Raw genomic sequence first — 13,381 nt, forward strand, 5'->3', positions numbered from 1 at the left:
AAGGAGTCTGCTTGGAATTAACATACTTCCAGTTTCGCCGGCAGCCGTTTGGTTAAGTAAGAGATGTGAACGAGAGACCCATTAAAAAAATGCTATCAGGAGGGAATCGTATGAATAAGAAAATTGTTGGTGTATTCCATAACGAACATGAGGCTTCACGGGCTATTGAAGATCTGAAAAGCCGGGGATTTCTTACAGAAGATATCTCCGTAATAGCAAGGGATAAACGGGATGTAGACGCGATCAGCGACGAAACAGGAACTAAAGCACCGGAAGGCATGGCCTCGGGTGCGGCAACCGGCGGACTGCTCGGCGGGGTAACCGGACTGCTGGCAGGAATTGGGGCCCTGGCGATACCGGGGATCGGCCCGATCATTGCCGCAGGCCCGATTGCAGCGACCTTAGCAGGCGCAGCCGTTGGAGCCGGCACCGGGGGATTAGTCGGCGGGCTGATCGGACTTGGTATTCCGGAAGATGAAGCTGAGAGCTATGATAACTATGTAGACGAAGGACGGATTCTGGTTATGGTGGATGCGGACAGCTCCCGTTCAAATGACGTGTATGCCGTGTTCCGTAACCATAATTCAGCCAATGCCGACCGGTATTTGGACAACAATGTAACGACTGAAACGGCAGAAGAGAATGCCCGCGGTTCTGTAACAGACACCGTGGATGCTGCCTTTAACGGATCGGGGCTCGAAGGACGGAATGATACCGGACTCGATACGATGAATTCAGCATCTGTGCATGATCTTCCTGAAACAAGAGCTATGGATGATGTGAACCGTCCGGGGATGACAGGAGATGTGTACTCCGGCACACGTGATGGAATCGGGGAGCGGGACAACACACGTTCAAGTGAGTATGACCGTCAGGATGAGGAAGCCCGCAGGCTGCGCCTGCGTGAGGAACAGCTGGACGTGTCCAAAAACAAGGTGCAGACCGGTGAGGTTAATGTCCGCAAGGAGATCATTGAGGAGCAGAAGACGATCAATGTTCCGGTTTCCCATGAGGAAATTGTGATTGAGCGCCATTCGGTCAATCATGACTCCAGTTCAACGCCAATTGGAGCTGATGAGACGATCCGCATTCCTGTAAGCGAGGAACAGGTGGACGTCCGCAAGAATACGGTAGTTACCGGTGAAGTAGACATTCATAAACGTGAAATTCAGGGTACCGAGCAGGTGAAGGATACCGTGAAACGCGAGGAAGCCCGCATAGACAAGACGGGTAATGTGAAGGTCAACAGCAGTGACGAACTGCAGAGAGACCACAGCCGCACCCGTTAAGCGGGTGAGCAGCTGCTGAGTCCTTAAGCTAACATCACTAAAAAGGGTTTCTCCCGGGTCCGGCAGGACTTGGGAGAAACCCTTTTATTGTGGAATTAATGCCGTTGCCAACCGTCAGCTTACATGAAGGCTACGTTCTGCCGCTCAGACATGCCCTGCGGAATATCCTTGCCGGGCAGGAAATGAATGCTGCGGATATAGCGGATCGTCCGGCTCTGCGCCCGCATAATGACGGAATGCGTCTCGGCGCGTTCCTTCCCGATGAAGCGGACGCCGCTGAGGAACTCACCGGAGGTGACGCCGGTGGCGGCGAAGATCACGTCGCCCGTGCCGACCATATCCTCCATCGACAGCACGCGGGTCGGGTTGTCGATACCCATCAGCAGGCAGCGCTGCATCTCAAACGGCCCCTCCGGCAGCAGTCTTCCCTGCAGTTCTCCGCCCAGGCATTTCAGTGCAGCGGCGGCCAGTACACCTTCAGGCGCTCCGCCGGAGCCCATGTACAGATCGACATCGCTGTCCGGCAGTGCCGCCGCGATGGCTCCGGCTACGTCGCCGTGGCCGAGCAGCTTAATGCGTACTCCCATCCCGCGCAGGGTGCGGATCAGCCCTTCATGCCGCTTGCGGTCGAGTACCATAACCGTCAGCTCGGAGAGTGCTTTGCCGGTGATCATGCTTGCTTTGCGCAGCGTAACCTCGGCAGGATCCTCCAGGCTTAGCCTGCCGGCAAGCTCGGGTCCGCAGGCCAGCTTCTCCATATAGATGTCGGGAGCATGCAGCAGACTGCCGCGGTCGGCAATGGCAATGACCGACTGGGCATTATGCAGCCCGCAGGCTACCACCTCTGTGCCTTCCAGCGGATCAACCGCCACGTCAACCAAAGGACCATTCTTGTTCCCGACCTGTTCCCCGATATAGAGCATCGGCGCCTCGTCCATTTCGCCTTCGCCGATCACGACGGTTCCGTCAATGGAGACGGAATCAAACATGGAACGTATAGCGGTTGTAGCGGCATCATCCGCCGCATTCTTGTCACCCCGGCCAATCCAGCGGGCTGAGGATAATGCGCCCAGTTCAGTTACCCGTACAATCTCCAGTGCCAATTCGCGTTCCATATATTTTTCCCTCCAATGTAAGTTTGGTGTGCAAGACCTTTATGCCGCTGCTTCCGGGCTAGAGATTAGAGATAGCCCATAATAATGCCGGCGGTTTCCTCAATCGCTTTGTCAGTAATATCAATAACCGGGCAGCCGAGCTTCGCGAACAGTACCGCAGCATGCTCCATTTCCTCGGTAATCCGTTCGAGGCTGGCATATTGGGAGCCTGCCGGCAGGCCCAGCACCTTCAGGCGCTCCGAGCGGATCTTGAGCATATATTCGGGCTTCATCGTCAGACCGATGATCCGGCTTGGCGGCAGGCTCAGAAGCTGCTGCGGCGGAGCGATCTCCGGTACGACCGGGTAATTGACGACCTTCTTACCCCGGTGGGCGAGGAAGATGCTAAGCGGGGTCTTCGAAGTGCGGGACATGCCCAGCAGCACAATGTCGGCCTTCAGCATAGCATTCAGATCACGGCCGTCATCGCAGGCGACGGTGAATTCAATCGCTTCGATCCGCCGGAAGTAATCTTCGTCCAGCTGGTGCAGCAGTCCGGGCCGGGCCTGGGGCGCATCGTCGAACGTGTCGATGAAGGCCTGCATCATTGGACCCATGATATCCACGATCCGCAGATCAAGGCGTACGGCCTCCTCACGGATCATCTCCCTAAGTTCCGGCTGTACCAGTGTATAAGCGACAAAACCCTGCAGCTGCGCCGTTTCTTCCATCAGCTTCCGCAGCTCCTCTTCATGCCTTACGTTGCCGTATCTCCTGATTGTGACACGCTGATTCTGGAATTGGTGGATGACGGCCTGCACAACCGCCTCTGCCGTATCACCTATCGAATCTGAGCATATCGTGATGTAGTGTGAAGATTGCTCCATGCGCTTCCATTCCTCCCGTTATCCTTTGGCTTCGAGATCGAGGAGAAGCTTAACGATGGAAGTTTTGGTCAGCCGGCCCACCACATCGAGCCTTGGGACGGTTTCTTCCGCGCCGCCGGGCACGACCACCGGCAAACTGTCTACCTCGTGAAAAATCATTTTATGCGCGGCATCGAGCACCGTGTCCTCGGGAGATACCGTTACTACCTTGGTCTGGCGGGTCATGACCATGCTGACCGGCATGGATACCGCACCCGGATTGCCGAGTGTTACCTTCAGAAAATCCTTGCGCGAGGCGACTCCGGCCAGCTTGCCGTCCCCGTCGCAGATAATCAGCGTGCCTACATCCTGCAGAAACAGGGTAACAACGGCATCTTGGATCGTGGTCGTTTCGCGGATCACCACCGGGATGCTCTGGATATCCTTGACCTTGGTTTCCTTCAGCAGATAGCTGCTGCCGAGCCGGCTTACCGACCTTTGGCCGGGGAAATAGCCGACCTTCGGCTTGGCATCAATGTATTCCAGCATCACCAGAATGGACAAGTCATTGCGGATGGTCGGCCGGCTGAGATTGAGGCTTTCCGCGATTTGCTCGCCGGAGATCGGCGCGCGTTTCTTCACAATATCAATAATTTGCAGTTGACGGGATGTCAGTTCGATTGCAGGTTCCCTCCATTGTCCGGATATAATCAGGCGCTCCTCTAAGGAAAAGGAGTACCGGTGGCCGATTCCCCCTTTCATTCAGACGTCTTATTGGCAATAATAACCGCTAACTTGAGTATATAATACGCAATTATGATCATTAATGCAATATATAGTACGTCATAAATAAATTTAGTAGGGTTTAATCGAGAAGAAACGGCTTTGCCGTCCTTTTAGGGACGGTATCCGTTTCTGCGAGAAAGAGAAGGATAGTTTAGAGTGTGAAAACCTATACATTCTTATCTTTCAAAAAAAGCCAGCGAGATCACTGGCTTTACTCTTTATTGATTTATTTCTGTGCAGCACCATCAAGCGGCGTCTTTCGGCAGAACGGGCGGTGAAGACGTTTTTTTGAATAATAACTGTTTCAACGCGCCTGCATTGACCAGCACCGTTCCGGCGATGATGGTGAACACACCAAGCAGGGTAATCCAGGTGACGGCCTCGTCATAGAACAGGAAGCCGACCCCGACAGCAATCGGCGGCGAAATATACAGCCAGGTGGACGGGAACACGGGATTGGTCCTTGCGACCAGCCAGTAGAACAGGGTATGTCCGACCATGGAGCCGATGACGGTGAGATAGAGCAGCGATCCGGCGGTTTTGAAGGAGAGCAGAACTTCGGGATGCACATTTTCGGTGGTCAGAGAGAGGATGAACAACAGCGCTCCCCCGTACATCATTTGCGCGGCGTTCAGTGCAACCGGCGAGACCCCGGAGAAGGCCGTGGTCACTTTTTTGGAATAAATCGCCCCCGCTGCGTAGCAGCATTCCCCGATCAGTACGACAACACAGCCGATAAGCCACAGGGGAGAGATATCGACCACCAGGCTTGGGAGCACGAGCAGCAGGACGCCGGTGAAGCCGATGATGCAGCCGTACATAGAGTACGAGGGAGCTTTTTGCCGGAGAAAAGCGGTCTGCATCAGCAGGATCATCATCGGTCCGGTAGCCGACAGCACCGCAGCAAGCCCCGAGGATACATATTGCTCAGCCCAGTACAGTGCGGAGAAGGTGCCAAAGGTCAGTGCGGCTCCGGTGATCATCATTTCTTTGCGGAGCAGCAGGGAGAAGCTTGCTTTGCCTTTGACGGCCATCCAGAGAAACAGAACAGCTCCTGCGAGGAAGAAACGCAGCCCTGCGGAGAAAAAAGGCGGTGCCCCGGCATCTACCCCGATTTTGATCGCGAGAAAAGTAGTACCGAAAATCAGACAGACAAGCGTATAAGCGAGCATAATCATGTGTAATTCCCCTTTGTTAAGTTGATATGGCAGTCCGGTGAAGCGTTTGATTCATCATAAACGGCCAGGCACAGAACAGTTGATAAGTAACAGAACAGATGCAGGCCGGAATGCTGTACAATAGGGGAAATAAAACTACGGCGCCCTGACGGAAATCGTAGAGAGGAGTGGAAACTAATGAAGCAACCGGCAAAAGAGGACCAGAGCCATCCGCTCTTCCGGCAGGTCTATGAATATATGCTGAACCGGATGGAGCGGGGAGAATGGAAGGCCCATGACAAGCTGCCGTCGATCCGCGGGCTGGCCGAGGAATTGAAGGTGCACCGGCTGACGGTGTTCAAGGCCTACAGGCAGCTGACTGACAGCGGCAAGGTATATGTAAAAGACAAGTCCGGATATTATGTGTCACCGGCTAACTTGCTGCGGGAGGAACGAACGATTGAAGGAGCAGCAGTGCCGGCTTATTCACTGACCAATCCCATGTCCGATATCCAGCGGATGCCGGTGACCTACCAATTCTCCCAGGCGCTGATTGATCCCGGTCTGCTGCCGAACCTCTTTCTCTCCGATTATGTCAAAAAAGTGTTCGATCTCTATCCGAAGGTCATGGGAACTTATTCTTCGGTGCAGGGGGATGGCGAGCTGCGTGAGACGCTGAGTGAGCATTTCACTAAGCATTATAGGCTGCAGCTGTCGCCGCAGGAGCTGTTAATCACTTCGGGGGCGCAGCAGGCCATCAACCTGATTGCCGGACTTGTGCTCGGGCCGATGGATCCTGTGCTCGTGGAGCGTCCGACGTACAGCGTGGCTTTGGATATTTTTCGCCGGGCGGGTGCCCGGCTGATTCCGGTGGAGATTACACCTGAGGGTTATGATCTGGAGGCGGTGGAGGAGCTGATGCGTAAATTTAAGCCGCGGATGTTCTATATGAATCCGACCCATCATAACCCGACCGGCTACACCGTTCCGGCGCGGCAGCGCAAACAGCTGGTAGAGCTGGCGGAGCGGTACCGCTGCCTGCTGGTGGAGGATGATCCCTTCCGCGACATTTATTTCGGGGAGGCGCCTCCGGCGCCGTTTTTTGCCTACGATACCGAGGGCTGGGTCATTTATATCAGCAGCTTCAGCAAGTATGTGGCTCCGGGGCTGCGGATTTGTGCGGTGGCCTGCCGCCATCCGTTCATGGAGCGGCTGATCACCGCGAAATCCCTGGCCGACAACGGTTCCCCGCTGCTGAACCAGAAGATTTTTCTGCATTATTACACCTCGCCGCGCCTGCAGCAGCATCTGGGTAAGCTGCGGATTGCGCTGCAGGTGCACAAGGAGATTATGGAGGAGGAGCTGGCATCAAGCGGCTGGGAGTGGACCGCACCGGAAGGCGGTCTGAACCTGTGGGTGAAGCTGCCGGAGTCCGTCTCTGCCTCAGCGATGTTCGCGCGCAGCATGGAGCAGTCGATCTCTTTTGTCCCCGGTGAGCTGTGTGATCCGCTGGGAGAGATGAAGTCCCGGCTGCGCCTCAGCTACTCCTTTGCCAGTGAAACGCTGCTGCGGGAAGGGATGAGGCGCCTGATGAAACTGGCGCGTGAGCTGTGAGTGTAGGGCGGGGGATGGGAAGATGAAGATGGGGATGGAGATGGAAATAGAAATAGAGATAGAGATAGAGATAGAGATAGAGATAGAGATGAGTATGAGGATGGGATGATATCCTGCATTATATAAGGATGCTGATATCAAAAGTTTCACTGACCGGATTGCATGCTCCAGGCGGCCCAGGGAGAGGCGTTGAATGAAAGGGATAAATCCCTCTGAATTAGCCGAATCCGGGGTAGAGGGCGAAATGAAAGGGATAAATCCCTTTGAATTGGCCGAATCCGGGGTAGAGGGCAAAATGAGAGGGATAAATCCCTTTGAATTAGCCGAAACCGGGGTGGAGGGCGAAATGAAAGGGATAAATCCCTTTGAATTAGCCGAAACCGGGGTTCCCGTCTCATATGCTGCTGAACCGTTTTGTCCCGCTCATTTTCGTCCACAGGGAAGCTGCTGACCTTTAGCGGCAACGGATTAACGTAGGTGCTCAGGCGGGAGCTCTCTATTAGTTAATCCAAATACAGATCAGGTTCCGTAAATATAGGTGTGTTTAATGAGCTGATGCAGCCAATGAGGTAATATAGAAAATACGCGTTATGGCGTTCATCCCCTTATCCTTAAATAGGACCAGCCGGTAATCCGGCTGGTCCTTTTGCATGCTTTGAATCCTCATACCCAGCCGAGCAACCGGACGATTTGCGCTACGGCAAAGGTTACGGTGATGGCGATGCCAAGCGGGATGACGGCGGAGAGTACCGCCCATTTCAGGCTCTTGGTCTCCTTGTAAATATTCACGAGTGTTGTGCCGCACGGATAGTGGAGCAGGGAGAATAGCATCATATTCAGCGCGGTCAGCCAGGTCCAGCCATGGCTCAGGAAAATGTCCTTGATGCTGCCGAGCCCATCGACGTCAACCATTGCACCGGAGGACATATACCCCATCAGCAGGATCGGCAGCACGATCTCATTGGCAGGCAGCCCGAGAATAAAGGCCATGATGATAAAGCCGTCCATACCAAGCAGCTGGGCAAACGGGTCAAAGAAGGCAGCCATATGGTTAAGCACACTGTCTCCGCCGATGACTACATTACCGAGTACCCAGGTAATGATCCCGGCAGGAGCGGCGACAATGATGGCGCGGGTCAGTACGTTCAGCGATTTCTCTTTGGAGGAGCGCACAATCGTCTTCCAGATCTGCGGCCGGCGGTAAGGCGGAAGCTCCAGGGTGTAGTGGGTCGGCACACCGCGGAGCGCGGTTTTGGACATGACCCAGGACACAGTCAAGGTGACGGTGATGCCGATCAGCACAATGCCCATCAGGACGAGGGCGGTGGAGAAGGTACGGAGTGCGCCGGTTGTGGCAGCCCCGACCATGAACATGGAGGACAGCAGAATCAGGGTAGGCCAACGGCCGTTGCACGGTACGAAGTTGTTGGTCAGAATCGCCAGCATCCGTTCCCGGGGCGATTCAATGATGCGGGTGGAGAGGATGGCGGCGGCGTTGCAGCCGAAGCCCATCGACATCGTCAAGGCTTGTTTGCCATGGCCGCCGGATTTCTTGAACAGGCGGTCCATATTGAAGGCAACGCGCGGCAGATAGCCGAAGTTCTCCAGCAGCGCAAAGACCGGGAAGAAAATCAGCATCGGCGGCAGCATCACGCTGATGACCCAGGAGGTTCCCCGGTAGAGTCCCAGCACTAGCACACCATGCAGCCAGGAGGGGGCGTTCACCGCTTCAAATCCGGCTGTCAGATAACCTTCGATCCAGCCGAAGAGCGATGCCAGCCAGCTGGAAGGATAGTTGGCCCCGGCAATCGTAATCCAGAACACGAGACCGAGTCCGGCAAGCATGATCGGGAAACCCCAGAGTCTGGAGGTGACGATCCGGTCAAGCTTATAGGTGCTGCCGAGTTTCTTCTTATCCTGGTAAGTGACGGCATCGCTGCAGATACCCGCAGATACCCCGTAGATTCCGCTGACGATTTCATCGCGGATCGCGCCCTTGTCTGCGAGCTTCCTGGCAGCAGACAACAGAGAATCCATCGGGTCAGTACTCTTAATGACATGCGGTGACTCCATGGCCGGCTACCTCCTTCGTTCTGTAACTTTTGCTGCCTTTCATATGGGCTTTGAGCGAAGTCAGCAGGCTGTTGTCACCATCCAGCAGCCGCAGGGCAATCCAGCGTGCCGGATACCGCGGGCCTACAGTTTGCTCTACCAGAGGGATCAGCTCGGCGATGCCCCGTTCAATATCCTCACTGTAAGTGATCTGCAGCGGCTTTCCGGTGAAAGCGCCGGTCGCGACACGCTCCAGCTGATCTAATAGCGCCCCGATACCGATCTCATTGCGTGCCGAGATGGCAACGACCGGGACGCCAAGCTTTTTGGAGATTGCTTTTAAATTGATGTTAATGCCGAGCTTCTTAGCTTCATCAATCAAGTTGATGCAGATCACCGCCCGTCCCGTGATTTCAAGCACCTGCAGGGCAAGGTTGAGATTGCGCTCCAGCGAAGTGGCATCCAGTACGACCAGAGTCACATCCGGCTGTTCAAAAATAATGTAATCCCTCGCGGCCTCTTCATCAGCGGAATTGGAGTATAGCGAGTACGTACCCGGAAGATCAACGGCGCGGTAGACATGCTGGTTATGGGTGAATTCACCCTCAGCGGTAATGACGGTCTTGCCTGCCCAGTTGCCGGTGTGCTGGCGTAGGCCAGTCAGCAGGTTGAAAAGCGTGCTCTTCCCTGTATTGGGATTGCCGGCAAAAGCAACCGTATAGTGGCTCATGCCTCTTCACCTCCAATTAAATGTCCGTAAATCAGCGAGCTTTCTTCCCGCCGCAGGGCAATAGTTGTATTGCTTACCCGAAAAGCGATAGGATCTCCAAGCGGACTGCGCCGCAGCACCTCAACGGCATTGCCGACCACAAAACCGAGGTCGAGCAGCCGTCTTCGCAGCACGCCCTGAACTTCAATGCCGCTGATGCGCAGCATACTGCCGTTCGATGCTTCAGACAATGGGATACCGGCTCCAGCCATAGCAGTTCCTTCTTTCATATGGATTTATAGTTTGTATATGGACGGAATAAGTATAAGTTGTGCGCTGATGATAGATTATTGTACCATGCCACAATATTAGTATACGTAAACAACTTTGTCCCTGCAACAAAAAAGTTTCCCTGGGGAAAAATAAAATAACCCCTGCCTGAAGTGCAGCAAATGCTGCAACTAAGGCAAGGGTTTAAAGCAAGTCGCAGATGAAATCTGCGGCAGATTAGCGTGGTTCCAGCATGACTCCAGCGTAATCGATCGTAGTCTGGTGTGTTTCCAGCATGACTCCAGCGTAATCGATCGTAGTCCGGTGTGTTTCCAGCATGACTCCAGCGTAATCGATCGTAGTCCGGAGCGGTTCCAGCATGACTCCAGCGTAATCGATCGTAGTCTGGTGTGGTTCCAGCATGACTCCAGCGTAATCGATCCTAGTCCGGTGTGGTTCCAGCATGACTCCAGCGTAATCGATCATAGTCGGGTGTGGTTCCGGCATGACTCCAGCGTAATCGATCATAGTCCGGCATGACTCCAGCGTATTTTCACCTCGGGTCCAGTCCATTCCGGACCTGGTTGCGGGTGAACCAAGGTCAGGCTGTAACTCCGGCTGAATTCATAAACCACCTATTCCCAGCTGCCAAAATCAAGGGTGCCGCCGGTTTCTGCCAGCGTCTTCGTGTTACTCAGAATCTGCCACCAGGCGCTGTCACTCGGGCCATAGGAAGGGTCCTCCGGATGCCATTCGTCGTGAATGAGTGTAAGCTTAGTGCAGCCGCCCACCGGTGCCAGCAGCCAGGAGATGCGGGATTCATAATTGACGCCGCCCTTCAGATAGGAGGGGCCGACCTTGTGCGTGAACCGCAGCGCTTCCCGGGGCGTGAATTCCAGCAGTGTGCCGTGCACATGCAGGGTCTCGCTGTCGTCTGCGCCCGGACCTACATACTCCAGCGGCTCCCCCACTACAAAGCTGGAGCGGATGCTGCTGCCATAATAGATTTGCTTCACTTTGTCAGGAGAGATAAGACACTCCCAGACCTGTTCTGGTGATGCGCCAATATAGAACTCGTACTTTAGTTCTTTCATTACTTTCCTCCTCTGGGTTCTGGATACCTCAATCACAGCTCCAATATACAAAAGAATCACTGACAGCTGCGGTCAGTGATTCAGAAAAGAGTTAAGATTCCGTATAATGGGCGGAAATACCGGCAGCTATAGCTGCAAGCTTCTGCTTCAAGGCGGCAGGTTCAAGGATGGTCAGCGACTTGCCATAGGGCAGCAGGAAGTAAGCCGCGAAGCCGAATAACGAGGCTTCATCCAGCAGGAAACGGGCCTCTCCTGGAATCCGCTGCTCCAGCGAATGGCCGAACAACCAGTGGCTGCACAGGTCATTCAGCACCTCTTCACCCGAGGCAATGACTACCGGGATCAGTGCTGTCTCCTGATCCTGGCCGGGTAGCAGGCTTCTCAGCAGAAACTCCCGTGCCGAGAATCCTGGCGGACGCTGGAAGCCGGCTCCTGTCCGCTCCAGCCCGGCAATCCGGTCCACGCGGAAGCTGCGGATGTCCTGGCGCTGGTGGCAGAAGCCGGCCAGGTACCACCTTCCCTTCCAGAGCACCAGCCCGTAAGGATCAATGGCACGAACGGAGAACACATCACCGCTTCCCTTGCGGTATTCCATCTGCACCGTCAGCCCGTCTGCGGTGCAGACCTCCAGCTCCTCCAGCAGATGGGACAAGGGTATGGAGGGGGTATGCAGCATTTCGACACCGCGCTCGTGGCGTTCCATCTGCGACAGCTGCTCGTCATTGCTGTAGCGCTTAAGCTTGGCAATGGCTCCGCTTAAGGCCTCGACATAGGGGTATCCGCTGCCCTCTGCAAAGGCGGAAGCCTGTACGAGGGCCCGGCGTTCAGCGGCGTTGAAGAAGAGCGGAGAGGCGCTGAAATGCTCCGGCAGCCGGAAGCCGCCGCCCGGTCCGGCATCCGCGATGACAGGAACGCCGCTGGCGCAGAGCGCATCAATATAGCGGTACACTGAACGGACGCTCAGTTCAAGACTTTCTGCCAGCTCGGCGGCGGTTCTTTTGCGCTGCTGCAGCATCCAGAGAATAGACAGCAGATGATCGGCTTTGGACATCCGGCAGAAGCCTCCTGTTGTAGCATTAATTTCCCCATTATTCCATAATTGCTTACAGGCTGTCAAAAGACGAAGGGCCGTTCCCGGAGGTCATATCTTAAGAGGGAGTGCTCTTGAACCGGCTGCGCAGCAGAATGGAAACTGCCAGCAGCAGCGGGACGGCAATCTGAAACAAAGGGTCGATCTTCAGGCTGGGTCCAAGGCCGATGGCAATATGCTGGGTATAGTCCCGCTCCACAAAGGAAGCCCCGTAAATGACGGCGCCCACAGGGAACACCCACCATTTCATTGATTTGCCGGTCAGCCCGCTTGCACCTTTAACCGCACAGAAATAGAACACCATCATTTTGATCAGGAGGCCGACGAAGAGCTGAATGGTTACCAGAATGTCGAGCCGTTCCACAAATTGCAGATTGGATAAGGTGCGGACTGTTTTCAGAAAAGGCAATTGGCTGATTCCCGCAACCGTAGGTCCGAGGACGGCGACATTGAGTGCATTCATGAAGATTAGAAAAAGGCTGATGGCAATATAAGCTGAAATTGTATTTTTCACTGGCACGCCGGGTTTCTCCCATAAGGACCACAGCATCAGAAACACAAGCATTTGGCCGAAGGGAAAAGAGACGATATCCGGCAGTGCCGCATCCAGAATCGGCCTTAGCCCGCCCTCATAGACAGGTGCCAGACGGCCAAAATCGATGGAGCCCATAATTCCGAGCAGCAGGACCAGCAGGCCGTAGAAGAATAGAACCATCGGGAGCAGTACTTCTGGCAGCCGGAAGAGCACCGCGGATCCCTTCCAGATAGCGTAAAGCGCAATGAGGATAAAGACCAGCATCGTAATTGACATCGGAGTTGTCGGCAGCAGAGTCAGTGAGGTCAGTTCGCCTAAATCCCGGACATTACGCATCGATTGATACGCGAAATAAAGGCAGTAAATCCAGCCGACGACCGAACCGGCAGTGGCTCCGAAGTGGAATTTCAGCATGCCGATAAGATCAAGTCCCCGCGAGCGCTCCTGGATCCACAGAAGTAGCAGGAGCAGGATCAGGCCGGCCACTGAACCGGCGCACATCGCCAGCCAGGAATCCTGCTTCGCCTTGCCGCCAAGCAGGAACAGCGGTGTGCTGCCAATTTCAAACAGCATGACCATAAACGAGATTTGCAGGGCTGACACCTGCTCTTTATTATGCATCTCTGTATCATCAACCTCCTAACCATTCAATGATGACTCTGCCTGCAGGCTGGAAAATAGCTGTGTACAGGGTAGCGATGTTTATGTGCGGCGTCTCTGTAATGCCGCAAATATTCACATAGACACACCAGGCAAGGATGCAGCCGAGCCACAAGCGTTGGAGTTTTGCTCCTCTTCCTGTCAGTCTGCTGCAGCCCCATATAA

Annotated in this window: 14 protein-coding genes; 3 read left to right on the forward strand and 11 right to left on the reverse strand. The window is 54.7% G+C overall.

Annotated elements, in window-relative coordinates; all coding sequences use genetic code 11:
* The first annotated feature begins 110 nt into the window (after positions 1-110).
* Positions 111-1,289 carry a YsnF/AvaK domain-containing protein gene (locus tag QU597_RS28815; RefSeq protein WP_370656231.1) on the forward strand — a complete coding sequence of 393 codons (1,179 nt, stop codon included), beginning with the start codon at positions 111-113 and terminating at the stop codon, positions 1,287-1,289.
* 119 nt (positions 1,290-1,408) lie between these two features.
* Here QU597_RS28815 and glpX read toward each other — a convergent pair whose 3' ends face one another.
* The 4 genes from glpX to QU597_RS05170 all read right to left on the reverse strand — a co-directional run bounded on the left by glpX (position 1,409) and on the right by QU597_RS05170 (position 5,213).
* On the reverse strand, positions 1,409-2,404 hold the full coding sequence (glpX, locus tag QU597_RS05155) for a class II fructose-bisphosphatase (RefSeq protein ID WP_310831665.1): 996 nt from the start codon (positions 2,402-2,404) through the stop codon (positions 1,409-1,411).
* Positions 2,405-2,469: 65 nt separating this feature from the next.
* On the reverse strand, positions 2,470-3,270 hold the full coding sequence (locus QU597_RS05160; RefSeq protein WP_236336108.1) for a pyruvate, water dikinase regulatory protein: 801 nt from the start codon (positions 3,268-3,270) through the stop codon (positions 2,470-2,472).
* Positions 3,271-3,288: 18 nt separating this feature from the next.
* On the reverse strand, positions 3,289-3,909 hold the full coding sequence (locus tag QU597_RS05165; RefSeq protein WP_279306783.1) for a helix-turn-helix transcriptional regulator: 621 nt from the start codon (positions 3,907-3,909) through the stop codon (positions 3,289-3,291).
* 371 nt (positions 3,910-4,280) lie between these two features.
* Complete coding sequence (locus QU597_RS05170; RefSeq protein ID WP_310831666.1) at positions 4,281-5,213, reverse strand: DMT family transporter; 933 nt, start codon at positions 5,211-5,213, stop codon at positions 4,281-4,283.
* A gap of 177 nt (positions 5,214-5,390) precedes the next feature.
* On the opposite strand from QU597_RS05170, the gene QU597_RS05175 reads away from it, so the two are divergent.
* Positions 5,391-6,806 (forward strand): aminotransferase-like domain-containing protein, encoded by a 1,416-nt coding sequence (locus tag QU597_RS05175; protein WP_310831668.1) that lies wholly within the window; start codon positions 5,391-5,393, stop codon positions 6,804-6,806.
* A gap of 193 nt (positions 6,807-6,999) precedes the next feature.
* Positions 7,000-7,257 (forward strand): hypothetical protein, encoded by a 258-nt coding sequence (locus tag QU597_RS05180; protein WP_310831669.1) that lies wholly within the window; start codon positions 7,000-7,002, stop codon positions 7,255-7,257.
* Between the two features lie 212 nt (positions 7,258-7,469).
* On the opposite strand, the gene QU597_RS05185 is transcribed toward QU597_RS05180, so the two are convergent.
* From QU597_RS05185 to QU597_RS05215, 7 genes are all read right to left on the reverse strand, one after another.
* Positions 7,470-8,879 carry a nucleoside recognition domain-containing protein gene (locus tag QU597_RS05185; RefSeq protein WP_310831670.1) on the reverse strand — a complete coding sequence of 470 codons (1,410 nt, stop codon included), beginning with the start codon at positions 8,877-8,879 and terminating at the stop codon, positions 7,470-7,472.
* Complete coding sequence (locus QU597_RS05190) at positions 8,857-9,588, reverse strand: FeoB small GTPase domain-containing protein (protein WP_310831671.1); 732 nt, start codon at positions 9,586-9,588, stop codon at positions 8,857-8,859. The genes QU597_RS05185 and QU597_RS05190 overlap by 23 nt, the downstream gene beginning before the upstream one ends.
* Positions 9,585-9,839: a FeoA family protein gene (locus tag QU597_RS05195; RefSeq protein ID WP_054939133.1), complete on the reverse strand. Its 255-nt coding sequence runs from the start codon at positions 9,837-9,839 to the stop codon at positions 9,585-9,587. The genes QU597_RS05190 and QU597_RS05195 overlap by 4 nt, the downstream gene beginning before the upstream one ends.
* Before the next feature lie 235 nt (positions 9,840-10,074).
* Complete coding sequence (locus QU597_RS05200) at positions 10,075-10,365, reverse strand: hypothetical protein (protein WP_310831672.1); 291 nt, start codon at positions 10,363-10,365, stop codon at positions 10,075-10,077.
* Positions 10,366-10,472: 107 nt separating this feature from the next.
* Entirely contained in the window at positions 10,473-10,931 is a 459-nt protein-coding gene (locus QU597_RS05205; protein ID WP_310831673.1) for an SRPBCC domain-containing protein, read from the reverse strand.
* A gap of 91 nt (positions 10,932-11,022) precedes the next feature.
* Positions 11,023-11,982, reverse strand: a complete 960-nt coding sequence (locus QU597_RS05210) for a helix-turn-helix transcriptional regulator (RefSeq protein ID WP_310831674.1) — start codon at positions 11,980-11,982, stop codon at positions 11,023-11,025.
* A gap of 97 nt (positions 11,983-12,079) precedes the next feature.
* Positions 12,080-13,177, reverse strand: a complete 1,098-nt coding sequence (locus QU597_RS05215; protein ID WP_310831675.1) for a GerAB/ArcD/ProY family transporter — start codon at positions 13,175-13,177, stop codon at positions 12,080-12,082.
* Positions 13,178-13,381: the final 204 nt, after the last annotated feature.

It is taken from the genome of Paenibacillus pedocola (assembly GCF_031599675.1).
Taxonomy (GTDB): Bacteria; Bacillota; Bacilli; order Paenibacillales; family Paenibacillaceae; genus Paenibacillus_AQ; species Paenibacillus_AQ pedocola.